We start from the raw sequence: 24,026 nt of genomic DNA, 5'->3' as shown, positions 1-24,026 counted from the left end.
GCAACAGGTGCTGCCTGGCTCGGATGTGTGGCAGATATCGGGTTTGAGCCCGACTGAGGACAGAATCATCATGATTACGCGGAATCGGAAAACCTCCTTCCTGTTTGGAGGCAATGCTCCTTACGTCGAAGAGCAATACGAAACATATCTTGCGGACCCGACCACGGTGTCGGAGGATTGGCGCGGCTATTTCGACGCGTTGCAGGATGTGCCGGCTGTCGATGGATCGGATACAGGTGACGTCGCGCACGGACCCGTCGTGTCCCGTTTCGTCGAACTGGCGAAGCAGACGCGCACGGCGGGGCGCTCGGAGAACGACGTATTGAGTTTCGCCCGCAAGCAGGTCGCCGTGCAGGCATTGATTTCAGCCTATCGCATGGTTGGAACTCGCAATGCCCATCTGGACCCGCTGCGCTGGACCGCGCCCGTGCCAGTGCCGGAACTGAATTCGAGCTATTACGATCTGTCCCATGCGGACATGAACACGAAGTTCAGCATGTCGGGCGCTCACTTTTCGGATCAGGTTCAAACGCTGGGCGACCTGATGCAGGCGCTAAAAGAAACCTATTGCGGAACGCTGGGCGCCGAGTTCATGTATCTGGCTGATCCGGAACAGCGCACCTGGTGGTCCATGCGACTCGAGTCGTCGCGTTCGAAAGCTGCACTGGATAACGGCGACAAGCTGCATATCCTCGAACGTCTGACTGCGGCCGAAGGGCTGGAAAAATATCTGCATGCCCGCTATGTCGGTCAAAAGCGGTTCTCGCTCGAAGGCGGAGAGTCGCTCATCGTGCTGCTGGACGAACTGGTGGCATATGGTGCGACGAAGGGCGTCAAAAGCTCGATTCTCGGCATGGCGCATCGCGGACGCCTGAATGTTCTCGTCAATGTTGTCGGAAAACCGCCGGCTGCCCTGTTCGACGAGTTCGAGGGAAAGACCGCGCACCTGCTTCCGGCGGGCGACGTGAAGTATCACAAGGGCTTTACCGGTTTGCTCCCGACGGCAACTGGGCCCGCCGAAGTGACACTCGCGTTTAATCCGTCGCACCTGGAAGTTGTCAACCCGGTGGTGCAAGGCATTGCTCGCGCACGCGCTGAAGTATTGGGTTTGGGCGCGAGCGCGGTCCTTCCGGTGGAGATCCACGGCGACGCTGCGGTTTCAGGCCAGGGCATCGTCATGGAGACGATGAACCTGTCCAACACGCGGGGCTATGGAACGGGCGGCACGATACATGTGGTGGTGAACAACCAGGTCGGCTTCACGACTTCCGACCCGAGGGACGTGCGGTCGTCGTTCTATTGCACAGACATTGCGAAGATGATCGAGGCACCCGTGCTGCATGTGAACGGCGACGACCCCGAAGCCGTGATTGCTGCAACGCGTCTCGCAATCGACTTTCGCGCGACGTTCAACAAGAGTGTCGTAATCGAACTGGTTTGTTTCCGCCGTCACGGCCACCAGGAACAGGACACGCCCAACATCACGCAGCCGATGATGTACCGCTCCATTGCGGGTCACCCCGGCGTTCGTACGCTCTATGCAAGGAAGCTGGTAGACCAGCAGCTTCTGACGGCGGAAGACGTGGAGAAGTATGTCCACGAGTACCGTCAGCGTCTCGACACGGCACAATCGGTCGAAGAGAAAAAGCCTGTTGCTCAAAAGAACGAAGAAGAGAACTGGCCACAACTGCTCGATGGAAACGTCAGCCGTATCTATTACGCGCCGCCCTTGCTGGACCTTGTTCAAAAGCTTGCGCTGAAGATCACCAGCATTCCGGATCAATACTCGCTGCATCCGCTTGTTGGAAGAGTGGTGTCTGCTCGTCGCGATATGGCGGAAGGCAAGCGTCCGCTCGACTGGGGTATGGCGGAGCATATGGCTTTTGCCTCGCTCCTTTCCGCAGGTATCGACGTGCGCCTGAGCGGTCAGGACAGTGAACGCGGTACGTTCAGCCATCGTCACGCGGTGCTGCACGACCAGAACCGTTCGAGTCGGGCCGAGGGCACTTATGTTCCGTTGGAGCACGTGTCGGATGACCAGGGGCGGTTTTCGGTCACCAACTCGGTGCTGTCCGAGGGTGCCGTTCTGGGCTTCGAGTATGGGTACTCGGTGGTTCGACAGAATGCGCTCGTGCTGTGGGAAGCGCAGTTCGGCGACTTCGCAAATGGAGCGCAGGTCGTGATCGACAACTTCCTGTCGGCGGGCGCGGCCAAGTGGGGACAACGGAGTGGCGTGACGATGTTGCTGCCGCATGGCCAGGAAGGCGAAGGCCCGGAGCACGCGTCCGCGCGGCTCGAACGCTATCTGCAACTTTGTGCGCAGGACAACATGCGGGTCTGTCAGCCCACGACTCCCGCCCAGATTTTCCATCTGCTGCGGATGCAGGCGGTGCTGCGCGATCGTGTGCCCCTCATTGTGATGACGCCGAAGTCGCTTCTGCGCCACCCGGAGGCTGTCAGCAGTCTGGCGGATCTCGCCAAAGGACGATTCAACGAGATCCTCGCCGAATCGCCGACCAAGGAAGCGGCGTCCAAGGTCGACCGGGTCATCCTGTGTTCGGGCAAGGTCTATTACGAACTTCTCGAGCGTCGGCGCAAATCCGGAAAGGACAACATTGCGCTGATTCGCGTCGAGCAGTTGTATCCGTTCCCCGCGAAGCAGATCAGTTCGGAACTGGAGCGCTATCCGAATCTGAAGAGCGTGGTCTGGTGTCAGGAAGAGTCGAAGAATCAGGGCTCGTGGAATTTCGTCATGGAGCCGTTGCTGGAAATCGTGAAGGCACCTGCGACACTGCGTTATATCGGACCTGAGGCGACCGCATCGACCGCGCCGGGGTACAAGTCGATGCACCTCGCGCGTCAGGAGAAGTTCCTGCACGCGGCGATTGACGAATAAGCAGGCGGTAAAGGCGAGCCAGGAACGATCACTCCGGTTCGCCTTTCATGTCACGTGCAAGTGGAACTGCAGCCCGATCAATATCAAAGACGACACGCAAGCATACGATGGACAAGATCTCTGCAATCAAGACGTATGTGAAGGTGATCGAATCGAATAGCTTTACGGGGGCCGCCGAAGTACTGCATACGTCGACGGTCTATGTCACGCGTATGGTTCAGGCTCTGGAGTCGGATTTGGGCGTGAAGCTTCTGAACCGGACAACGCGGCGAAGCAAGCCGACCGATGCTGGCATTCGCTATTACGAACGTTGCGTGGCGCTTCTGCGAGACCTGGAGGAAATGGACGCCGACGCGCAGGCATCGAAGGGAAGCAATAGCGGAAAGGTCCGCGTGAGCATGCCCTCACTGGTCGCGAAATCCGTCGTGATCCCGCAGTTGCCGGACTTCTTCGCCAATAATCCCGACATTCAACTCGACATCAGCATAGCCGATCAACACCCCGATCTGATTGAAGACGGGCTCGACTGCGCGGTCCGCGTGGGACCGATGAGCGAACTCGGACTGATCGCCAGGACAGTGGGTATCTACAAGACGCTGACCTACGCGTCGCCCGACTATATTCGCGCGTATGGCGAGCCTGTTACATTGAGTGATCTCAGCGATCACATCGGCGTCAGTTACGCGATGAAGTCGGGGCGTATCAGAGGTTGGGAGTTCATCGACGGAGACGAGGTCCGTACCATTCCACTCAAAAGCGCGATCCTTGTGAACGACGCCGATACCTACGTGGCGTGTGGACTGGCGGGCCTCGGGTTGATACAGGGTGGCACCTTCATACTCGATGCCCACGTGCGTGCGGGCCGGCTGAATATGGTGTTGCGAGATTATCCTTCGAATCCCCGGCCGGTTTCTGTTGTGTATATGCCTAACCGGACGAGGCCGAGGCGAGTCGACATTTTTATCGAGTGGTTGATGGATCTGTATTCGACGCAGTTGGCTGTGTGAACGGAAAGGCGTCGGCGGACGTTGCTCGATACTCACTCATTCTTTGCCAAGAGTCGATCCGCACATCAGTGAGAGTCGCACCCGAGCTTCCGACGTCGTCGTTGCGCGAAAGCGATTGCCGGCAATGTCTGCTCGGTAAGCGGACGGCTATCAGGAGTCGTTCGCTTGCACCGGCGTTCGGGCTTGTTTCGGAACCTTCTGTTGACGTTCGTCACGGGCGGCAACACGTCGTCGCGTCGGCGGTGCAATACTGGATCGCGAAATGCCCGGTAGAGCACAAATGCCATCCACAGCGCCAGCACGGCGAAGCTCCACCAACGCAGAAATATTCCCCATCCCCAAATGAGCGTCCCAAACGCCGAAAGCGTTAGCCCGCGCCTGGCTGCCAGGACGTCGCCGAGAACTTTGCGAGCTTTGAATCCGCCGCCCTTGTTTGTGCGAGCTACAACCAGATCAGTCACGGTGTACGCAAAATAGTGGCGTGACGCCAGTAGCAGGCCGGTGATCGTCACTATCGATCCGGAACGTTCAAACAGACTCCAATGTGCTGATGTTTGGGCAAGATAGGCGCAGATGACCGACGGACTCACTGCCAGCACCACCAGTGCGATGCTGCGGGCAATGTAACCCCACGGCGTGCGCAAGGTTCCGTCGTTAGGGGCGATGCTCCCAGCACGGTGGATAAGCTCTTTACTCAAAATGGATCCCTTCGAGTCGGTTGTGCCAGTTACCTACCACATTTGTCTGACATGTCAGATAAAGTAGTAAGTAACATGCCACTGCTACAGCTGCGCTGTTTGCCGGTAGACCCGTTCAAGGGCTCAAATCGATCTCCGGTTTGTAGCGGGTCTGCGCATTCTCTCAGCGCGAGCGACGGGGGTCTAGGCCGCTTCGGTCACAACACCTGTGACGCCTGAGAACATTTCGTGAAGCTAACAACGTGGCCTCTTATTTGGCAACTTGCGTCGTTGCCTATGGCCGGCGCGATGCGCTCGCGCGACCATCGGCGAGCATCCATTTGGCAGCATTGAAGGACGATGCTTGATGGCGGACTGCATGCGTTCAGCCGCCATCACCGTAAGCGATCAGTCAGATACACCCGCTGGGCCTACGGCAGCTCCGCGCAGGCAAGGAGCCGTCGAAGGTGGCGCTGGACTATTGTCCCGTGGCAACCTGTCCGCGTGTGCTGCGCCCGTTCGAGACCCACGCGACCGACAGTCCAGCGCCGAGCAGCGTCAGGCAGATGACGGGCACCAGCATCGGCGCACTGGCGTTACCCGCGAGCTTGCCGACGTAGGGCATCAGATTCTGCGCAAAGAAGCCGCCGAGATTCCCGATCGAATTGATCGCCGCAATGCTTGCGGCGGCGCGTGCGCCCGTAAAGAAGCGCGGCGGAAGCGACCAGAAACACGGGTAAAGCAGGGGGATACATGCGCCGCCAAGAACGAGCGCTGCGAAGCGCAGCGGCAAGCCAGGCAGGACGAGACTCAGCGCGAAGCCGATTACGCCGACACCGGCCACGATCGCCATCGCCTTGAGCACCACGTTTTCGCGCTTGAGTCTCGCGGGCAGCCAGAGCAGAAGCAGCGCGGCGAGCAACCACGGAATCATGTTCAGCAAGCCATTGAGCGAGTGCGAGACGCCGCCGCTCTTGAGCAGCGTCGGCATCCAGTAGGTCACGCCATAGAGCGAGGTCGACATCAGCATGTAGCCGCAAGCGAACATCAGCACGCGTTTGTCGATGAGAGCACGCCATGGGTGCTCGGATACAGCCTCGGTCGGTGCCTCACGCCTGATTGCGGCGACGATGAGGTTTTTCTCTTCGCTCGACAGAAACCGCGCGCGTTCGACGGAGTCCGGCAGGAAACGCAAGGCGATCAACGCGACGACGATGGCGGGTGCGCCCGTTGCGACGAATACCCACTGCCAGCCTGCAAGGCCAAGACTGCCGTCGAACGACAGAAGCAGGCCGCCCGCGAGTGAGCCGAGCATGTTGGCGAGCGCGCTGCCAAGCGTGAAGAAGCCGAGCATGCGCGTGCGATGGCTCTGCGGGAACCACAGCGTCAGATAAAAGATGACGCCTGGATAGAAGCCAGCTTCCGCCACGCCCAACGCGAAACGAAAGACATAGAACACGCCCATCGAATGCGTGAAAGCCATCGCGACCGTGATTGCGCCCCACGTCGCCATGATGCGTGCGAGCCACAAACGCGCGCCGAAGCGATGAAGCGCGAGCGTGCTCGGCACTTCGAACAGAAGATAGCCGATGAAGAACAGTGACGCCCCCAATCCGTATGAGGCTTCGGACATTCCCAGCGCTCCGACCATCTGCAACTTGGCGAAGCCCACGTTTTGCCTGTCGATGAAGGCGATCAGGAACATGACAATCAACAGCGGCATCAACCGCCACGCGATCTTCTTCACGACGATCTGCTCGTCTGTCAGGGTTTGGGCCACAACCAGTCTCCAGTTAGCAATTCATATATATGTTTAGTTGAATTTCATGTGCCAGCAATGGGTATAAACCCGTCATGTCAAGAAGCTATCGCATGATTAGGGTAATTCCTGGTCGGTCAAACGGAGCGACTCATGCAAACATATATATGAATTTGATGGAGAAAAGCATGCACGCCGATGATCGACTGCCCCGCTACCAGCGCTTGCGCGACGAGATGGTCGCACTGGTCGCTGCCCGCCACTGGCGCCCCGGCGAAGCCATTCCGACCGAGCAGGCGCTCGCGAAAAGCTACGACGTCGCTGTCGGCACCGTTCGTAAAGCTGTCGATCTGCTGGTCGCAGAAGGGCTGCTGGAGCGGTTCCAGGGCCGCGGAACATTCGTGCGCCGCGCGAGCTTCGACAGTTCTCTATTCAGGTTCTTCAGATTCCAGACCAGGCAGGGCGAGCGTCGCATTCCCGAGAGCCGCATCCTGCGCCGCGAAGTCGTGGAGGCGCCGTCGGCCGTCGCCGCGACCTTGCAGATTCCGAATGGCGCCAAGGTCATTCAGATGTCGCGTCTTCGGTTGATCGATGGCGTGCCGATGCTCGCGGAAGAAATCTGGCTTCCGTTCGACCGTTTCGCCGCGTTCGCACAACTCGAACTGACGGAGATCGGCGATCTGCTCTATCCCGTGTATGAGGCGCAGTGCAATCAGGTCATCGCGTCGGCAACCGAAACGCTGACTGTCGAGGCGATCGGTCCGCTTCACGCGCGGCTCCTGCGCATCGAGCCGGGTACGCCCGCCGTCGTGATCGAGCGGCTCGCGTATGGATATGACAGGCAGCCGCTGGAATGGCGGCGCTCGCGCGGGCCCGCAAGCGAATTCATTTACCAGGCCGACATCCGGTAGATATCGAAAGACCTGGCAATCCATAACGATTCGATCCCCACGATGGGATACGCGACGCAGGAGACGGCAATGTTCAAGTGGTTCAAGGAGGTGTCCGGCAACGAGCGTCGGACATTCTGGGCGTGTTTCGGCGGATGGGCACTCGACTCGCTAGACGTGCAGATGTTCAGTCTCGTGATTCCAGCGATCATCGCGGAATGGTCGATCAGCCGGACGCAAGCCGGGATGGTGAGCGGTGTGACACTGGTGGCTTCGGCGCTGGGCGGCTGGGTGGCCGGCATGCTCTCGGACCGGCTGGGCCGCGTGAAGACGCTGCAATGGACCGTTGCTTTCTTCGCTGTATTCACGTTTCTTTGCGCGTTCGCGCAGAACTATCCGCAGTTCCTGATCCTTAAGACGCTTCAGGGCTTTGGCTTCGGTGGAGAGTGGGCGGCGGGCGCGGTCCTGATGGCCGAAACGATTCGTGCCGAACATCGCGGCAAGGCGATGGGCAGCGTGCAGAGCGCATGGGCCGTCGGCTGGGGCGCCGCCGTGCTGCTCTACGCGTTGATGTTCTCGTGGCTGCCCGGCGAGACGGCATGGCGCGTGATGTTCGGGATCGGCCTCTTTCCCGCGCTGCTGATCCTCTATGTTCGACGCGGCGTACGGGAGCCCGTGCAGCCCGCGCGGGCGGCGCGCGACGTTCGGGCACGCGACGATGCTTCGACGTTCGGCGTGTTCTTCGGAATCTTCTCGCCGCAAGTGCTGCGCATGACGCTAATCGGCGCGTTGCTCGGAGTGGGTGCGCATGGTGGGTACTATGCATTGATGACGTGGCTCCCCACTTTCCTGAAAACGGAGCGCCACTTGTCGGTGTTGGGCACGGGCGCTTACCTTGCTGTTGTCATCGTTGCGTTCTTTTGCGGGTGTATCGTCAGCGCGCATTTGCTCGACCGGATCGGCCGGCGCAGGACCATCCTCACCTTCGCGATCTGCTGCGTGCTGACGGTTACCGCGTATCTGTTTCTGCCGCTCAGCAATCTCGCCATGCTGTTCTTCGGCTTTCCGCTGGGGTTCTTCGCAGCGGGTATCCCGGCCAGCATGGGCGCGCTTTTCAACGAGCTTTATCCTCGTGGCATGCGGGGTACGGGTGTCGGCTTTTGCTATAACTTCGGCCGCGTGGTGTCGGCGGGCTTTCCTGTGCTCGTGGGCCACATGTCCGCCAATATGTCGCTTGGAACGGCAATTGGCATTGACGCCGGACTGGCTTACTCAATCGTGGTCCTGTCCGTGTTGATGCTGCCCGAGACGCGCGGCCGCGCACTCGGCGAAGCGGTACTCGAGGCCGGACCTGCGGGAACGCTGACGCAGGCGCAACGGCACTGATGCGCGGCTGTTCTGACGACAGCCGGGCAAGTTTTGTCGGAGAGTAATGTCAATGATCGAAACAACGGGTTCGCATGCGCATGAGCAGCAGACAGCGCAGCGTCTTTCCCAAATCGCCTTGATCGATGCACACGCGCATGTGTTCGAGCGCGGCCTGCCGCTTGCCCGGCAGCGCCGATATGCGCCCAACTACGACGCGCCGCTCGACGTCTATCTCGAACAACTCGACACACACAATGTGTCGCGCGGCGTGCTGGTGCAGCCCAGCTTTCTCGGCACCGATTGCGACTATCTGCTGGCCGCTTTGCGACGCGCGCCTGACCGGCTTCGCGGCGTCGCGGTTGTCGATCCGGACTGCGGACTCGACGCGCTAATGGCAATGGCGCGGGCGGGCGTCGTCGGCATTCGATTGAACCTCATCGGTCTTCCCGATCTCCCGATCGAAAGGAGTCTGACACCGGAAACGCTCGCGCATGTTCGTCAACTGGGATGGCATGTCGAAGTCCACGCCGAGGCGGCGCGTCTTGAGCGAATCGTGCAGCCGCTCCTGGTTCAAGGCCTGAATGTGGTCATCGATCATTTCGGCAGGCCAGACCCTGCACTCGGCGTCGATGACGAGGGCTTCCGTCGACTCCTCGATCTGGCGAGCACAGGCCAGGTGTGGGTCAAGATATCAGCGGCCTATCGAAACGGGAGCTTCGCGGAGGGTGAGCACGCAACACCTCGCTTTGCACATGATGCTGTTCGGCTTCTGACGGAGGCGTTTGGAGTGAATCGCCTGATGTGGGGGAGTGATTGGCCGCATACGCAATTCGAGGCATCTCAGGATTTTGGTCGCACGCTCGACGCCCTGCGGACACTCTTGCCCAATGAGGCGGAGCAAAGGGCCGTCGCGTGTGGCACATCGGCGAAGTTCTACCGGTTTGAGGAACCGACGATATAGTCGCGCGTTCGCCCGGCGGGCGAGCAGTCCACGGTACTCCGTTTAGAAAGAGAAGGGGCGAAGGCCGCCTTCAGCCCCGCCAACCTGAGCGTTCATTCGACAGCAGCGCAAGCTGCCTTCACTCTCGCAGGCCGCGCAATAATCGCGACAGTCAGCAACACCGCCGCCAGCTCACACATTGCCGCCACCCACCCGAGGCTTCCCACACTGGCGTGAGCCAACGTGAGCGCACCGAGCGCGGCGCCTATCGAGAACCCGATATACATGAACGAAGCATTGAGCGACAACACGATCGATGCGACCTTCACACCAGCGATATCGATCAGCCGCGCCTGCTGTGCCGGATAAAACGCCCAGTGCGCGACGCCCCACAGCGCGATAGCGGCAATCACTGGCACGAGTGCAGCGCCCGGCGACAGAAAGCGCGCGCTGATCGACAGTGTGGCAAACGCGACGCCTGACAGCGCGATCGTTGGAACGATCACGGCCAGAGGTCCAAAGCGGTCATTTGCTGTGCCACCCGACACGACGCCAATCGCTGCGGCAAGTCCCCACATGAACATCACCATGCCGACCTGTGCGCCGGCCAATCCAGTGATTTCAGCGAGAAACGGCGAGAGATAGGTATAAACCGTATACGCGCCAGTGGCCCAGAGCGTGGTCGTGAGCAGCGTCGCGAGCACGACAGGTTTGCGCGCGATCGCGATGCGCTCGCGCAGCGTCGCAACCGGAATGCCGGCGCCGATATCGCGCGGCAGGCCGAAGAACAACCCAGCCACCGCGAGTGCCGCCAATCCCGCGACGCCCGCGAACGTCATGCGCCAGCCGAGCGCATGGCCGATGACGGCGCCGAGAGGAACGCCGAGCGCGATCGCAATCGTAATGCCGCCGTTCACCACCGCGATTGCGCGGCCGCGCCTTTCGGGCGGCACGATGACGCTCGCCAGCGCGTTCGCGCCTGGCACATAGAGACCGGCGGACAGCGCCAGCAACACCCGGGCGCCCACCAAGGCCCAGAAAGACGGCGCTGCGAACGCGAGCAGGTTGGAAAGCGCGAACGCGATCATGCTCGCGAGCAGCAACGTCCGCCGGTTCATGCTGCCGCTCAACGCCGTCAGGACGGGGGAACTGAGGCCGTAGGCGAGCGCGAATACTGTCACCAGCTGTCCTGCCGTTTCGATCGTCACCGACAGATCGGTCGCGAGTCCGGGAAGAAGCGGAGAAATCATGAAGCCTTCCGTTCCGATCGCGAAAGCGCCGAGCGCCAGCCAGTAAACGGGCGCGGGAAGGGAAGAAGTTGTGTAGGTGGGTGTCATCTGAAGCCTGGAATCGAGAGTCAAGCGTTGCTTGATTCTGGATCGGCCGACACCGGACATCAATGGACTGGCGTTCCGGACATATCGGACATGGATGTCCGCAATCCCGAAAGCCATCGAACCGCTATTAACACTTGCCGCTAAAACGCACCCGCTGCCGGTTCGTCACGCTGCATAGACAGCAGCCAGCGCCGAAGTCAGTATGTTTCCAACAGGCGGAGGAGTCTTGACATCGACGTCGACCGCAAACTGCTCATGCGCGAGATCGATCATCGCGGTGAGCGCCGGCGTGACGATAGTGTCCTTGTTACGGATGAACACCGTCTTCACGTGCGCGAATTGCGACGGAAGTGCATGGCAATGCACGGCATGCCGCGCGCCATGACTCTCCACCACCGATCGCGGCAACAACGTAATCCCCATTCCCGCCGCGACACACGACATGATTCCATCCAGCGTGCCTAGCTCCATCACCTGCCCCGGAATGATGCCGGCGTGATAGAACCAGTTTTCGAGTGTCGAACGATAGAAGCAGCCCGTCCTGAATGCGAGCACCGTTTGCCCGGACATCTGCTTCGCAAGCGCTGCAAGCGTTTCGAACTCGATGCCGCTCACGAGCACCAGTTCTTCTTCAAACACTTCTTCCTGATGCAGCGACGAACTCTGATGAAAGCCGCCAACGAACGCGCCATCCAGCCGATGACATTCGACCGCCTTGATCAACTCGTTCGTCGTGCCCGTCATCAGCGACAGTTGAACTTGCGGAAACTGCACGTGATACTTCGCCAGCACTTTCGGCAAACGGATCGCGGCCGTCGTTTCCATCGACCCGAGGCGCAGCAGCCCGCGCGGCGATGCGTTGTCCAGTAGCGCGTTGCGGCTTTCGTCCGTCAACTGAAGGATGCGTTGCGCGTAGCCCAGAAAAATCTGCCCCGCCGACGTGAGCACCACGCCGTTCTTCTGCCGGATGAACAACTGCTGGTTCAATTCCGCTTCGAGCTCCTTGATGCGCATCGTCACGTTCGACTGAACGTTATGGATTTTTTCAGCCGCTGCCGTGAAGCTGCCGCAATCGGCCACCGCGCAAAACATTCTCAGATGCCTCAGTTCCATCGTGCGCCTCGCCGGATCACCTCGGATGATGAAGATTCAGGCTAGCACATCGAGCCTGATGATTGACTTGCGCACCGGGACACAAACGCGCGCATCGTTGACGCACAGGAAAAGCCGCGTATTTCAGATCGACAGGTTTACGCTGCGCCACGGAATGTTGTGCGCCACAAGCGCGTCGAGCGCGGGTGAGCGAAACGCTGCACAATGCCTTGGTGAAGGGACAATGTAATCGGCCTGATTCTTCACGGTCGCGTGTCATGCGAACCTGGCCGAGACAGAAGCGCGCAGGAAACATCATGATCTGGCTGGCCGACGCAGTGCTCGTGTTGCATGCGCTGATCGTCCTGTTTATCGTCGGCGGATTGATGGCGATCTGGGCGGGCGCGGCGTTGCAATACGCCTGGGTGCGCAATCGTGCTTTCCGCGCGCTGCATCTCGCGGCGATTGGTGTCGTCGCGATTCTCGCAGCACTCGACGTGCCGTGCCCGCTCACCGTGCTCGAAGACCGCTTGCGCACGGGAGGCACGGTCGAGCAAGGTTTCGTGCAGCGTTGGGTGAGCCACTGGCTCTACTACGATTTCCCCGCGTGGATGTTCGCGGTTGCGTATGTGGCCTTTCTGCTGATCGTGGCAATCACATGGCGATGCATTCCACCGCGCCGTTGAGAGCGGTCTAGCCGCACGCGATCATTCCCGCTGCGCTTCACCCGCCATCTGCGGCCGCACCTGAATCATCACCGATACGCATCCGAGCGCGAGTCCCACCGCGCAGACGCCGGGCCATTGCCACACGCTCCAAGCCCAGATGCCCAACGACGACCCAAGCGCGCCGCCCGCAAAGCGGATCGTCATGTAGAGCGTGTTGATGCGGCTCATCGCATCGCTCGTGATACTCATGTTGCGCGCCATGTTCGCGACATGCCCGCTCTGCAATCCCAGGTCGAGCACGATCACGCCGGCGACGAGGCCCGCAATCGTGTTGCCCGTCGCCGCGAGAATCGCAAAGGCCACGACGAAGATGGCGCCGCTTGCCAGCACGACGTGACGCGGGTTGCGCGTGTCGATCAGCTTGCCTGCACCCGTCGAAGCCGATGCGCCGACCACGCCGACCAGTCCGAACAGGCCCGCGACCTCGCTGCCGTAATGCGCGTCCATCGCGTGCAGATGAAACGCCAGCGTGGCCCAGAACGCGCTGAATGCGGCGAACTGAAGCGCGGCGATGGCCGAGGTCTGGCGAACCAGCGGTTCTTCACGAATCAGCGTCAACAGCGAACCCATCAGCCGCCGATACGTGCCCGTGTACGTGGGCTGCGCGCTCGGCAGCATGCGCGACAGCACGGCGGCCGTGACTAGCATTGCCGCCGCCGCGACCCAATAGACGGCCCGCCAGCCGAAATGCTGCGCGATCGTTCCGGAAATCGTGCGCGACACGAGGATGCCGCACAGCAAGCCGAACATCACGATGCCGACCGCCTGGCCGCGTTGCTGTGGCCCGGCGAGTTGTGCCGCGAACGGCGTGAGCAACTGCGGCGCGACACTGACGAGTCCGGTCAGGAAGCTAGCAGCGACGAGCCAGTTCAACGTCGGCGACAGCGCGATCGCGGCGAGCGCCACACTGGCGATGCACAACAGCGTGCGCAACATTGAACGGCGTTCGAGCTTGTCGCCGAGCGGCACGAACAGCAGCAGTCCGAGCGCATAACCCGTTTGCGCGGCGACGGATACGGCGCCTGCCTGACTTTCGCTGGTGTGAAACGCAAGCGCGAACTCGGCCAGCAACGGCTGGTTGTAGTAGTTGTTCGCGACCACGACACCCGCTGCGCCTGCCATGAGCCAGAAGATCGAACGTCTCATCTGTGTGTGTTCCGGTGTCTTCGCCGCCTGTCGATAGACGACTTTATCGTCCAGTTCACAACGAATGTAGACTATTCCGGAAATTGCCAGTATCTATCTAAAACGGCAAGCAGCCTTGCCAAATCCGGAAGAGTCGAATCATGGATCGCTTTGAAGCAATGAGCGTCTACGTGCGGGTCGTGGACGCGGGAAGCCTGTCGGCCGCCGCGCGCGCGATTCCGATGTCGTTGACCTCGGTCAGCAGGCACATCTCGGCGCTCGAAGCGCAGTTCGGCGCGCAATTGCTTCGGCGCACCACGCGCAATCTCGCGATGACGGACGAAGGGCGCATTCTCTACGACCGCGCGAAGGCGATTCTCGGCGAAGTGGACGAGCTTGGCAGCGCGTTGTCGGCGGGACGCGGGAAGTTGTCCGGACGGCTGCGGATCGCCGCGCCGAATCTGCTTGGGCGGCTCGTGGTCGCGCCGCTAGTGCCGCGCTTTCTCGCGATGCATCCCGAGGTGGCCGTCGATCTGATGCTGGTCGACCGCGCCGTCAATCTGGTGGAAGAGGGGCTGCATGTCGCCGTGCGCGTCGGCCGGCTGCCGGATTCGAGCCTCGTTGCGCGCAAGCTCGATGACATCCAGATGGTGGTGTGCGCGGCGCCCTCGTATCTCGCGCAGCGCGGCACGCCCCGCAAACTCGACGATTTGCGCAAGCACGATTGCCTCGTTTTCTCGGATGCGCCGGGACCGGTCGAGTGGCGCTTCCAGTCGGGCGCGACGCGTACGCGCGTCGGGGTGACGGGCCGCCTGTGGATGAATAGCCTCGATGCGCTGGTGTCGGCGGCGATTGACGCGCCCGCGTGGCAGGTGGCGGCGCATATCGAGCGAGGCCGCTTGCAGCCCGTGCTCGACAAGTTTGCGCCGCCCGCTACGCCCGTGCATGTGGTGTTCGAGCGCGCGAAGCTGTCGTCGCCGAAGATCAGGACATTCGTCGACTTTCTCGTCGATCAATGGGGCCGCGCGTGAATTGAGCCGGCGTGTGCCGGCTGCGTTCAGACGGTCATGGCGAGTTCCGCGCGCACAGTGCGCAGCGTCTCGTGCGCGCGCGCGAGTTGTGCGACAAGTGCCGCCGATGCCGCCGTGATCGGCATGCGTACTTCATCCGAGATACGGCCTTCGATCGACAGCATGGCCTTGATCGCCGACGGATTCGGCGCCGAGAACAGCAGCTTGAGCACGGGCTTGAGCCGTTCGAAGATCCGGCGCGCCGTTTCTGCGTCGCCCGCTTGCATGAGCGACTGAATCTCGACCAGCAGATCCGCGCAGACGTGCGCGCTCGCGAGAATGCCGCCATGTCCGCCGGACGCGAGGCAATCGACGAAAGCCTCGTCGGTGCCACACAGCACATTGATGGGCAGCTTGCCCAGCGCGTTGAACTGCTGCGGTACACATGCCTTGATCGCGACGATGTTCTCGTGTTCTGCGAGCCGCGCGACGGTAGCGGGTTCGATCGATACGCCCGTGCGATGCGGCACGTCATAGAGCACGATGGGCCGTTCGGTTTCGCGCGCGATCTGTTCGAAATGCCACGCGATGCCCGCCTGATCGGGACAGACATAGGCTGGCGAGGAGACGAGAAAGGCCGCCACGTCCCATCGCTCGAAGCGCCTGATTTCGCGCACGAACTCGCGCGTGTCGAAGCCGCCGATGCCGACGAGCATCGGCAAGCGGCCATCGACGACGTCGCTGATCGCCTGCAGGACGGTCACGCGCTCGATGTCGGAGAGCAGCGCGGCCTCGCCTGTCGTGCCGAGCGCGACGATGCCCGCGATACCGGTGCGCGCGTAATGATCGGTCAGCGCTTGCAGCGCTTCGATATCGACTTCACCGGAACGAAACGGCGTGACGAGCGGAATCCAGATTCCCGAGTACATGTGTTCGCTCCTTCACCTGACGATGCGCGTGATGGTGCCGATGGTTGCTTCGGACATCGTCGCGATCAGCGTGTGAAGTGTGAAATCCAGGTCTTCGGGAGCGATGTTGAAGTGCACGCGCACCTTGTCGTGCAGCGTATGCGTGTGCGAAATGTAGACGCCGAGCGGCGAGTGGAGGAGCGTTGCGAGATGGTTGCGAAATGCGTCCGGCGACGTGCCGGTGAGAAAGATTTCGAGTTGAACGCGCTGGGCGTGCAGAGGAATGACGTTGGAGCGGAGTTGCGTCGACGGGATATCCGGGACGAAGTCTTGCGGCGCGCGAAGTTGTGCGGAGCCCATGTTCTTGGTTGCCACGACGGGCAGTTGTCGAGATGGACCTAGCGTACTGCGAAGCGCGTAAACGTCGCGTAAAAAGCGCACGCATTTGTGCAAACGCGAGGGATCGACATAGCGCATTTATTTCGTGGACCGTTGTCTTTACACCGAATTTAGAAGGGGCCCGATACGATCTTCGGGATTGGCGTCGCAGCGCCGCTGCGTGACGTCATGTCCTGGAGTCAACCATGTTCGAAATTGGAAAAGAATATTCTCGTGAAGACATTCATCAGGTGACGGGTGGCAGCAAGCACGCGTTTCTGCCTGTCAAGGGCGGCAAGGTTGTTGCCGCGCGATTGCGGCCCGATCTGAATCCGCATGCGCCTGAGGTGATTCTTTGCGACGGGAGCGCTTCTTCGCGCGCGGCGGGACGCACCTTGGCGCGGCAGACTGAGCCGGTGCCTGTTTTTGTGCGGACGTCGTCGGATCGGTTTCGGTATGTGGGGGAGTATGTTGTTGCGGAGTCGATGTCGGCGCCAGCCGATTACGCTGAGTACGTTAAAGATAGTAGTTTTACGCTTGCGCAGATTTCAAGGGTTATCAGGATGAGGCGGCGGTGAGGTTTTTGCCGTCCGGCGGGTTGGTTTGCTAGTGCTTTTGATGGCATTCGCGTGTTGCTTTCGTGGCACGGGCGGTTCGGTTTGCTTGTGTTTGCGCTGGCATCCGCGCTTTGCCTTCGTACTTCACGCGTCGCCCCTGTGCGGGGCGGCACCTACTTTTCTTTGCCGCCGCAAAGAAAAGTAGGCAAAAGAAAGCGGCTCACACCGCCAGTTCTTGTGTTTGCCTGAGGGCCCCCAAAGGTTCTTACGCCTCACACGGCAATCACGTGACTCATGCTCGTTGCCAGCGCTCTTGCGGTGCTCATCACCCTCTTCACGCGCCCGCGTCGCAGCACGCCGTGCTAGGTATTCCACGGCCGCCCAGGTGGCAAACTGTGTGTAGGCCGTAGCGACACCCACGCCTCACTTCGGACCGATAGCGCACGCGTTCCACCTTGTAAGAGCGCTAACGTGTACGCCGCGACAACCTACACACAGTTTGCCACTTGGGCGGCGCAAACCATTCGCTGCCGTTAGCTCTTGTTTGGGTGTTTGAAGTGGGTGAGGCGGTCATTCGAAGCGTTGGCAACGAACGCGAACAGAAATGTTGCCGTGTGAAGCGTAAGACCGGTTGGGGGCCCTCAGGCGGGAACAAGGATTGGCGGTGTTAGCCGCTTTCTTTTGCCTGGCGGTTTCAAAGACCAAGTGCAACAGCGGGGTTGATTTCGATTCCCTGCTTCTTGCAGTTTTCAATAAAGACTTGCGCGGGCGTTCTCCAGCCGAGCGTCTTGCGCGGACGGTTGTTCATCTCTATCGCAATCATGTCGAGCTGGCGCTGCGAGAGCACGGACAGGTCCGCGCCCTTGGGCAGGTACTGGCGCAACAGACCGTTGGTGTTCTCACAGATGCCGCGCTGCCACGGGCTGTGTGGATCGCAGAAGTAGATGCGCATGCCCGTTGCTTTGGCCAGTTCCTTGTGCAGTGCCATCTCCTTGCCCTGATCGTAGGTCAGCGTCTTGAGCAGTTCCGGGTCAAGCGGCGCAAACGCTGCGCTGTAGCCCCGCAACGCCGCTTCCGCCGTGCTGTCATCCATCTTGACCAGCATCAGGAACAGCGTGCTGCGATCGATCAGCGTGCCCACCGCCGAGCGGTTTCCTGCCCCCTTGATGAGATCGCCTTCCCAGTGTCCGGCAAGCACCCGCTCGTTCGCCTCCGGGGGGCGCACATGGATGCTGACCATGTCAGTGAGCTTGCCACGCCGGTCTTCGCCGCGCGAGCGGGGTCTGCGCGTGCTGCGTCCCCGTCTGAGCAGCGCGATCAGCTCGCGTTTGAGCTCGCCCCGAGGCATGGCATAGATGGCGTGATAGATGGTTTCGTGAGACACGTTCAGGGTGGGCTCATCCGGATGCGCCTGCTTCAGCTGCGCACTGATCTGCTCGGGTGAATGGCATTTGGCCAGCAGTTCACGCACCTGCGGCCACAGCGGCCCATCGACGTGCAGCTTGCGTTCCCGCCGAGGCTTGCGCCGCAGTCTGCCTGCCCGCAAACCCGCACGCCTTGAATTGTAACCGCCGGCGATCGGCGGTCGTCCCATCGTTGCGCGCTCGTGAGCCGGTTTCCAGTCATTGCGCTTCAGTTCGCGACTGATCGTACTGGGTGAGCGCACAAGCGCACGCGCGATCTCGCGCGTGCTCTTGTCCTCAAACTTCATTGTAAAGATCACACCGCGCTCTTCGGCGCTCAGCTGTTCGTAGTTTTTTCCCATGCAACGTATCCTAAACGGAAGTGTTGCACTTGCATCTTGAAACCGCCCCTACTTTTCTTTGCGGCGGCAAAGAAAAGTAGGTGCCGCCCCGCACAGGGGCGACGTTTGAAGTGCGAAGGCAAATCGCGGATGCCAGAGAAAGAGCAAACACCCAACTTCAAAGCATGCGCAGCAAACGCTAACCCCAACTCCAACAAATCCCGCCGCAGGCTTAACGATTGACCATCTGCTTCGAATAAGAAAGCGCCAGCACACACCCCATAATCATGCAAACGGCGAACCCATAAAGCCCAGCGCTTTGCGAATGAAAAGTATCCCGCAACCATCCGATGAAATAGGTACTCCCAAACCCGCCAAGATTGGCAATAGAACACGCAAACGCAATCCCACCCGCAGCCGCCGACCCTTTCAAAAAAGTCGAAGGCAGCGACCAAACCACAGGCATTGCGGCTGCCGCGCCCGCATTCACGAGTGAGAACAGAAGCACAGTGGTCAGCGTGCCATGCGACCCGCCCGCAGCAATTGCGAGCGCAACAGCAGCAACGGCAAACGGCACCACGATATGCCAGCGCCGCTCCCGCATCCGATCCGAACTCGCACCACACCACAGCGTGCCAATCACAGCGACAGCATTGGGCACAGCCATCAGCCAGCCAATCGTGTACGCGTCTTTGACGCCCGTATCCCGCAAGATCGAAGGCAGCCAAAAGCTCACAGCATAAAGCCCGAGCAACACACACAGATCGATCAGCCCAAGCGCCCACACCTTCGGATCGACGAATGCCGCGCCGAGCGCATGGCTCTTGTTACCGGCAGGATCAGCATCGAGATTCGCGCGCAAGACGCGCTTCTCGTTGGCATCGAGCCAGTTCGCCGATTCGATGTTGTTCGGCAGCCAGCGCAAGATCGCAAAGCCAAGCACTACGGAAGGCAGCGCTTCGATCAGGAACAGCCATTGCCAGCCGCCAAGACCGTGCGCGCCATCGAAGAAGCGCATGATCCAGCCGGAAATCGGGCTGCCAATCATGCTCGACAGCGGCAGGCCGACCATGAACAGCGCAACGATCCGCGCACGCCGCGCATCGGGATACCACTGCGTCAGATAGAGCAGCACGCCGGGCAGGAAGCCCGCTTCGGCGACGCCGAGCAGAAAACGCACGGTGTAGAACTGCACGGGGGTCTTCACGAACATCGTCGCGCCGGACAGGATGCCCCACGTAATCATGATGCGCGCAATCCACAACTTGGCGCCCACGCGCTGCAGGATCAGGTTGCTCGGCACCTCGAACAGGATGTAGCCCGCAAAGAACAGGCCGGCGCCGAGACCGTAGATCGTGTCGCTGAATTTCAGCGCGTCGAGCATCTGCAACTTCGCGAGCCCGATGTTGATGCGGTCGAGATAGGCCGCGAAGTAACACAGACAGAAAATGGTGATCAGGCGGAACGTGACCTTGCGGTATAGCTCGCCGTGTTGGGTGGCGGCGGGAGAGAGAGCGGCGCTGCCGGATTGCACGGTGGACATGAGGACTCCCTGTTGGGATGGGTCGAATTGAAGTTTGCCGTCCGATGCGTGCACACATCGAACGCTCACAGTCATCTGTATAGCATGTCAAAATATAAGCGTATACGCTCGAAATTACCCTGGTGTCCGGAAGATCTCAGGATTTTCGGGAACGCGTCGAAAAAACGTGAATCGTTCATATGTGACAAGGTATTTGCCAAAACGAAAGGGACACGGAAAATGCCGCCGGATGGTGCTGGTTTCGCACATGATTTGTGCGTATGCGCTCAAATATGAAGTGTCGTCGCTGGAACTGGAACGTGCCTGAAAAGCCTGCTGACAAGGCCTTCGCAATACATGTGGCCGCAGGCACCGTCATGCCGCAGGGCGCGCACAGGCCAGGAACACCTTATGGAAGACCCTTTCGCATGCGGCGCCACATCGAACACCATTCGTCTTACGGCTACTGATCTGGCGCAAATACAATCTGGACTCGCATATCGCATGCCAAGGTTGAGGGTGTACACTGCATCGTTTCCAGCCATCGGGCCCGTCGCAGGCCGTACGTTCATGCCGTCTCACAAGGACTCTTACGACTTTCACGATCAGGTGGGCCATCTGCTGCGCCGCGCCTATCAGCGTCATGTGTCGATCTTTCAGGAAGCCATTCCCGATTCCGATCTCACGGCCGCGCAATTCGTCACGCTTTGCGCGGTGAAGGAGACGCAGGGCTGCTCGCTCAACGACATCGTCAAGGCGACCGCGATCGATCAGGCCACCATTCGCGGCGTGGTCGAGCGTCTAAAGGCGCGCGCGCTGATCGAAGTCCTGCCCGACCCGAACGACGGCCGCAAGCTGCTGGTGCGCACGACACCCGCCGGCCTCGCGCTGATCGAACGCACGGTGCCGTTCGCGAAACAGGTGACCGAGCGCACCTACGGCACGCTCAACGCGGGCGAACGCGTGGCCTTGCTGTTCCTGCTGCGCAAGATGATGGAGTCGGACGGCGAGTAAATGTGCCGGCGGCGCGTCAGACCTGCGGCGCGCGCTGCGCGTCGAGCAGCACACCCGCTTCGCGCAGTCCTGCGCGGATCGTATCGGGCGTAAAGGGCGGCGCGCAGAAGCGCACGCCCGTCGCATCGTAAATCGCGTTCGCGAGCGCAGCCGGTCCCGGCACGGATGCCGATTCCCCCGCGCCCAGCGGCGGCTCGCCCTGGCGCGGCATCAGCACGACATCCACTGCGGGCAGTTCAGGAAAAGTCAGGATCGGATAACTGCCCCATTCGCGGCTGGCGACCTTGCCGTGCGCGAAACGCACACGCTCTTTCAGCGAGCGGCTCAGTACCTGCACCACGTTGCCGTGAATCTGATGACGCACGCCGTCGGGGTTGATCATCGTGCCCGTGTCCTGGCCGATGGTGATGCGCTCGACGCGGATTTCGCCCGTCACCCGGTCGACGACGAGTTCGGCCACCCACGCGGCCCAGGCGGCCCCGAAGCCCGGAAAACGGCTATGCACATAGCGGGCGTACGCGATGCCTCTTCCACGCACGAAGCGTTCACCGCCTTGCACAGGCGTATTGCGCGGCGTGCGCGCTTTCCAGCCAGCGCGCTTCGCAACGGCTTCGAGCAATTCGGCGGCGCGTGTATCGTCGAGATGGCGCAAGCGGAATTCGAGCTGATCGATACCAGTCAGCGCGGCCAACTCGTCGGCGAATGAATCGTGCGCGAACGAGTTCGGCAGCGCCGATACACCGCGCAGCCACGCGGATCGCACGATAGGCGCCAGATCCTCGCAGACGAAGCGGCGATTCGCACTCACATACGGCGAGACGGCCGTCCGGTCGCCCATTTCGAAGATGCGCGGCTCGCTGGCGACGACGCGTGTCAGCAGCGACGCGAGCATCGGCGCATCGTTCGACGGATAACGCGTGACGAAATCGTAGCCCGTCATGCGGCCATCGCGTGTCACGCTGCCTGTGACGTTCACGACTTGCCCCGTCCCCTTCGGCTCCCACGCATGTTCGTCGGCGCGCGAAAGCTGCACGCGCACCGGCTGACCGACCGCGCGCGACAGCAGCAACGCGTCGCCGCATACGTCGTCGGCGCAATTGCGGCCATAGCAGCCCGCGGCTTCCATCCGCACGATATCGATGTCGGCTTCGTCGCGGCCCACAAGCGTCGCGAGGTCGTAGCGCAGCGAGACGGGATTCTGTGTGCCGGACCAGACGGTGACGCGGCCCGCTCCCGGCTCGCGATAATCGGCGAGCGCGCACGATGGCCCGATCGAGCCATGCATCTGATACGGCCACACGTAGGTGCGCGAAAGGGTCAACGTGTCGGGAGCGTGCCGTGCGGCTTCGACGTCGCCCTCGTCGAGCAGCGGGCGGCGCGTGGCGGGCGCGGCTGCAATCGCGGCAGCGGGGTCGTCGAGCGAGGGCAGATCGGGCAATGGCTTCCATGTCACGCGCAGTTCGCGCGCAGCGCGTATCGCTTGTTCCTCGCGCTCGCAAACCACCCCAATGAAGTCACCCAGCACGACGACGGCACGCAATCCCGCCACGTGCGCAACGGATTCGCGGTCCAAGCTGTCGAGCAGGCCGCCGACGAACGCGCCACTATCGAGGCCCGCATACGGTGGCCGCACGACACGTCCATGCAGCATGCCCGGCACGCGCATATCGTGCACGAACGTGAGCATGCCCGTTGCCTTGGCGGGGATGTCGACGCGCGGCGCAGACTTGCCGATCACGCGATATGTCGACGGATCTTTCACATGCGCCTTCAGGTCGAGATCGAGCGCGATGCGTTCGCCAGCGATGAGTTCGGCAAAGCTCACGCGGCGCGCGTCGGGCGTGGCAGCGACAAAGACTTCGGCGTTGTCGGTGGCGAGCGCTTCGATCTGCGTGTCGAAGTATTTCGCTGCGAGTTGCAGTAATGCATGGCGCGCCTGCGCGGCGGCGCAACGCAGCGGCGTCGCGGAGATCTGGATCGACGCGCTCGCGATGGTCGGCCCCTGGTTCGGCGTGACGGCCGTGTGCCCGAGTTGCATCGCGACGCGCGCGGCGGGCACGTCCAGTTCTTCCGCGACGATCTGCGCAAGCGACGTGCGGATACCCGTGCCGAGATCGACGTGACCGTTGAACGCGAGAATGCGGCCGTCGTCGAGTATCGCGACGAACACTTCCGCCGCCTCGGGCACGAACGACGAGAGGCTGCCAGGCTGGCCGGGCGCGGGCTTGACGGGTTGTGCGGGTTGTCGCGCGACAGTGAGACAGCCTTCGCGCGCAAGCAATTCGGAGCGGTTCACGGCAGAGAGTTCCAGTGGGGACGGTGCGTCCGTCCCGATCGCGTTCACGCTGAACAAGCAAACTAAGCGGCCAAATTCCCTACGTCAAATCGCGCGGACTTAGCGGCGCGCCGCTTCGATCTCGGCGATGGCCTGCGCCAGCGGCATCACGGCCGCGTACTTCTGCTGCATGTCGAACAGGTTCGCGTTGTGCGGCTCGATCGCGCGGTCGCCGACGCAATCGGACAGCACCAGCGGACGGAAGCCATACGACATTGCATCGACCACGCTCGCGCGCACGCAGCCGCTCGTGACGGCGCCCGCGACCAGCAGCGTCTGCACTGCGCGCTGTGTGAGCCACGGCGCGAGCTGCGTGCCGAAGAACGCGGACGGCACCGTCTTGCGTACCACGAGTTCGCCTTGCACTGGCGTCAGTTCGGGCACGATCGCGCTGTTCGGATGGTCTTCCGTGAGCGTCGCCATGCCGGGCACTTTCAGCGAGAACACGTTGTCGTCGCTGCCGTCGTCCGCGTAGACGATGCGGCTGTGCGCGACGGGCCAGCCATTTCGGCGCGCCAGCGCGAGCGCATCCTGCGTACGCGCGATGGCGGGCTGGATGTTGCCGCCGCCGAAGGTATTGGGGTCCGCAAAGCCGACCACGAAGTCGATGATCAAAAGGCCGATGTTGCCGTGCACGGGTAACGGTGTGCCGAAGCCCTGTTGCCGGTAGACATTGGCTTCGGCGTGTTGCGAGAGATCAGTCATGGTGGGTGTCCGGTGTCGAGGTTGCGCTCATGCG

General features: G+C 61.3%; 20 protein-coding genes. 9 read left to right on the top strand and 11 right to left on the bottom strand.

All coding sequences use genetic code 11. The features are described 5' to 3' along the window. The first annotated feature begins 70 nt into the window (after nt 1-70). Both H1204_RS36165 and H1204_RS36160 read left to right on the top strand, forming a co-directional pair. The gene (locus H1204_RS36165) at nt 71-2,896 is read left to right on the top strand and encodes a 2-oxoglutarate dehydrogenase E1 component (protein ID WP_180733511.1); all 2,826 of its coding nucleotides are present in this window, start codon (nt 71-73) and stop codon (nt 2,894-2,896) included. Between the two features lie 107 nt (nt 2,897-3,003). Continuing rightward, complete coding sequence (locus H1204_RS36160; protein WP_180733510.1) at nt 3,004-3,903, top strand: LysR family transcriptional regulator; 900 nt, start codon at nt 3,004-3,006, stop codon at nt 3,901-3,903. A 65-nt stretch (nt 3,904-3,968) separates the two neighbouring features. Here H1204_RS36160 and H1204_RS36155 read toward each other — a convergent pair whose 3' ends face one another. Both H1204_RS36155 and H1204_RS36150 read right to left on the bottom strand, forming a co-directional pair. After that, nucleotides 3,969-4,547, bottom strand: coding sequence for a hypothetical protein (locus H1204_RS36155; RefSeq protein ID WP_180733509.1), 579 nt, complete (start codon nt 4,545-4,547; stop codon nt 3,969-3,971). 511 nt (nt 4,548-5,058) lie between these two features. Further along, nucleotides 5,059-6,303 carry an MFS transporter gene (locus H1204_RS36150; RefSeq protein WP_180735160.1) on the bottom strand — a complete coding sequence of 415 codons (1,245 nt, stop codon included), beginning with the start codon at nt 6,301-6,303 and terminating at the stop codon, nt 5,059-5,061. Nucleotides 6,304-6,527: 224 nt separating this feature from the next. Here H1204_RS36150 and H1204_RS36145 point away from each other — a divergent pair, with 224 nt between their 5' ends. The 3 genes from H1204_RS36145 (at nt 6,528) to H1204_RS36135 (ending at nt 9,558) form a co-directional block, all read left to right on the top strand. Continuing rightward, nucleotides 6,528-7,250, top strand: a complete 723-nt coding sequence (locus H1204_RS36145) for a GntR family transcriptional regulator (RefSeq protein ID WP_180733508.1) — start codon at nt 6,528-6,530, stop codon at nt 7,248-7,250. A 69-nt stretch (nt 7,251-7,319) separates the two neighbouring features. Then, complete coding sequence (locus tag H1204_RS36140) at nt 7,320-8,615, top strand: MFS transporter (protein ID WP_180733507.1); 1,296 nt, start codon at nt 7,320-7,322, stop codon at nt 8,613-8,615. A 52-nt stretch (nt 8,616-8,667) separates the two neighbouring features. After that, nucleotides 8,668-9,558 carry an amidohydrolase family protein gene (locus tag H1204_RS36135; RefSeq protein WP_180733506.1) on the top strand — a complete coding sequence of 297 codons (891 nt, stop codon included), beginning with the start codon at nt 8,668-8,670 and terminating at the stop codon, nt 9,556-9,558. A 92-nt stretch (nt 9,559-9,650) separates the two neighbouring features. Here the strand turns inward: H1204_RS36135 and H1204_RS36130 are convergent, their stop codons facing one another. Further along, complete coding sequence (locus tag H1204_RS36130; RefSeq protein ID WP_180733505.1) at nt 9,651-10,874, bottom strand: MFS transporter; 1,224 nt, start codon at nt 10,872-10,874, stop codon at nt 9,651-9,653. Nucleotides 10,875-11,039: 165 nt separating this feature from the next. Continuing rightward, complete coding sequence (locus H1204_RS36125; protein WP_180733504.1) at nt 11,040-11,987, bottom strand: LysR family transcriptional regulator; 948 nt, start codon at nt 11,985-11,987, stop codon at nt 11,040-11,042. Between the two features lie 296 nt (nt 11,988-12,283). Here H1204_RS36125 and H1204_RS36120 point away from each other — a divergent pair, with 296 nt between their 5' ends. Then, complete coding sequence (locus H1204_RS36120; RefSeq protein ID WP_180733503.1) at nt 12,284-12,652, top strand: DUF2784 domain-containing protein; 369 nt, start codon at nt 12,284-12,286, stop codon at nt 12,650-12,652. A 21-nt stretch (nt 12,653-12,673) separates the two neighbouring features. On the opposite strand, the gene H1204_RS36115 is transcribed toward H1204_RS36120, so the two are convergent. Then, nucleotides 12,674-13,840 (bottom strand): MFS transporter, encoded by a 1,167-nt coding sequence (locus tag H1204_RS36115; RefSeq protein WP_180733502.1) that lies wholly within the window; start codon nt 13,838-13,840, stop codon nt 12,674-12,676. 140 nt (nt 13,841-13,980) lie between these two features. Between H1204_RS36115 and H1204_RS36110 the strand changes: the two genes are divergently transcribed. After that, on the top strand, nt 13,981-14,850 hold the full coding sequence (locus H1204_RS36110; protein WP_180733501.1) for a LysR family transcriptional regulator: 870 nt from the start codon (nt 13,981-13,983) through the stop codon (nt 14,848-14,850). A 26-nt stretch (nt 14,851-14,876) separates the two neighbouring features. Here the strand turns inward: H1204_RS36110 and dapA are convergent, their stop codons facing one another. Next, nucleotides 14,877-15,758, bottom strand: coding sequence for a 4-hydroxy-tetrahydrodipicolinate synthase (gene dapA, locus H1204_RS36105; protein ID WP_180733500.1), 882 nt, complete (start codon nt 15,756-15,758; stop codon nt 14,877-14,879). Between the two features lie 12 nt (nt 15,759-15,770). Continuing rightward, the gene (locus H1204_RS36100; protein WP_243468830.1) at nt 15,771-16,112 is read right to left on the bottom strand and encodes a hypothetical protein; all 342 of its coding nucleotides are present in this window, start codon (nt 16,110-16,112) and stop codon (nt 15,771-15,773) included. Nucleotides 16,113-16,321: 209 nt separating this feature from the next. Between H1204_RS36100 and H1204_RS36095 the strand changes: the two genes are divergently transcribed. Then, nucleotides 16,322-16,693 (top strand): DUF6697 family protein, encoded by a 372-nt coding sequence (locus H1204_RS36095; RefSeq protein ID WP_180733499.1) that lies wholly within the window; start codon nt 16,322-16,324, stop codon nt 16,691-16,693. Between the two features lie 673 nt (nt 16,694-17,366). On the opposite strand, the gene H1204_RS36090 is transcribed toward H1204_RS36095, so the two are convergent. Together H1204_RS36090 and H1204_RS36085 are read right to left on the bottom strand one after the other, a co-directional pair. Further along, nucleotides 17,367-18,437, bottom strand: coding sequence for an IS30 family transposase (locus H1204_RS36090; RefSeq protein WP_180729620.1), 1,071 nt, complete (start codon nt 18,435-18,437; stop codon nt 17,367-17,369). A gap of 211 nt (nt 18,438-18,648) precedes the next feature. Continuing rightward, complete coding sequence (locus H1204_RS36085; RefSeq protein ID WP_180733498.1) at nt 18,649-19,959, bottom strand: MFS transporter; 1,311 nt, start codon at nt 19,957-19,959, stop codon at nt 18,649-18,651. 549 nt (nt 19,960-20,508) lie between these two features. On the opposite strand from H1204_RS36085, the gene H1204_RS36080 reads away from it, so the two are divergent. Continuing rightward, nucleotides 20,509-20,952: a MarR family winged helix-turn-helix transcriptional regulator gene (locus tag H1204_RS36080; RefSeq protein ID WP_035991956.1), complete on the top strand. Its 444-nt coding sequence runs from the start codon at nt 20,509-20,511 to the stop codon at nt 20,950-20,952. A 16-nt stretch (nt 20,953-20,968) separates the two neighbouring features. Here the strand turns inward: H1204_RS36080 and H1204_RS36075 are convergent, their stop codons facing one another. Together H1204_RS36075 and H1204_RS36070 are read right to left on the bottom strand one after the other, a co-directional pair. Further along, on the bottom strand, nt 20,969-23,248 hold the full coding sequence (locus H1204_RS36075) for a molybdopterin cofactor-binding domain-containing protein (RefSeq protein ID WP_180733497.1): 2,280 nt from the start codon (nt 23,246-23,248) through the stop codon (nt 20,969-20,971). 99 nt (nt 23,249-23,347) lie between these two features. After that, a complete protein-coding gene (locus H1204_RS36070; protein WP_180733496.1) occupies nt 23,348-23,992 on the bottom strand; it encodes an isochorismatase family protein in 645 nt (214 codons plus the stop codon). Nucleotides 23,993-24,026: the final 34 nt, after the last annotated feature.

The organism is Paraburkholderia sp. PGU19, from assembly GCF_013426915.1.
Lineage (GTDB): Bacteria > Pseudomonadota > Gammaproteobacteria > Burkholderiales > Burkholderiaceae > Paraburkholderia.
Note: the sequence above shows the minus strand (reverse complement) of the source record. Positions and strands in the feature narration are given on the sequence as shown.

Coding starts and splice junctions, on each gene's coding strand:
- H1204_RS36085 (WP_180733498.1), bottom strand. CDS start 19,959: ATGTCCACCGTGCAATCCGGCAGCGCCGCTCTCTCTCCCGCCGCCACC.
- H1204_RS36095 (WP_180733499.1), top strand. CDS start 16,322: ATGTTCGAAATTGGAAAAGAATATTCTCGTGAAGACATTCATCAGGTG.
- H1204_RS36090 (WP_180729620.1), bottom strand. CDS start 18,437: ATGGGAAAAAACTACGAACAGCTGAGCGCCGAAGAGCGCGGTGTGATC.
- dapA (WP_180733500.1), bottom strand. CDS start 15,758: ATGTACTCGGGAATCTGGATTCCGCTCGTCACGCCGTTTCGTTCCGGT.
- H1204_RS36115 (WP_180733502.1), bottom strand. CDS start 13,840: ATGAGACGTTCGATCTTCTGGCTCATGGCAGGCGCAGCGGGTGTCGTG.
- H1204_RS36120 (WP_180733503.1), top strand. CDS start 12,284: ATGATCTGGCTGGCCGACGCAGTGCTCGTGTTGCATGCGCTGATCGTC.
- H1204_RS36145 (WP_180733508.1), top strand. CDS start 6,528: ATGCACGCCGATGATCGACTGCCCCGCTACCAGCGCTTGCGCGACGAG.
- H1204_RS36110 (WP_180733501.1), top strand. CDS start 13,981: ATGGATCGCTTTGAAGCAATGAGCGTCTACGTGCGGGTCGTGGACGCG.
- H1204_RS36080 (WP_035991956.1), top strand. CDS start 20,509: ATGCCGTCTCACAAGGACTCTTACGACTTTCACGATCAGGTGGGCCAT.
- H1204_RS36160 (WP_180733510.1), top strand. CDS start 3,004: ATGGACAAGATCTCTGCAATCAAGACGTATGTGAAGGTGATCGAATCG.
- H1204_RS36125 (WP_180733504.1), bottom strand. CDS start 11,987: ATGGAACTGAGGCATCTGAGAATGTTTTGCGCGGTGGCCGATTGCGGC.
- H1204_RS36130 (WP_180733505.1), bottom strand. CDS start 10,874: ATGACACCCACCTACACAACTTCTTCCCTTCCCGCGCCCGTTTACTGG.
- H1204_RS36135 (WP_180733506.1), top strand. CDS start 8,668: ATGATCGAAACAACGGGTTCGCATGCGCATGAGCAGCAGACAGCGCAG.
- H1204_RS36070 (WP_180733496.1), bottom strand. CDS start 23,992: ATGACTGATCTCTCGCAACACGCCGAAGCCAATGTCTACCGGCAACAG.
- H1204_RS36140 (WP_180733507.1), top strand. CDS start 7,320: ATGTTCAAGTGGTTCAAGGAGGTGTCCGGCAACGAGCGTCGGACATTC.
- H1204_RS36165 (WP_180733511.1), top strand. CDS start 71: ATGATTACGCGGAATCGGAAAACCTCCTTCCTGTTTGGAGGCAATGCT.
- H1204_RS36150 (WP_180735160.1), bottom strand. CDS start 6,303: ATGCCGCTGTTGATTGTCATGTTCCTGATCGCCTTCATCGACAGGCAA.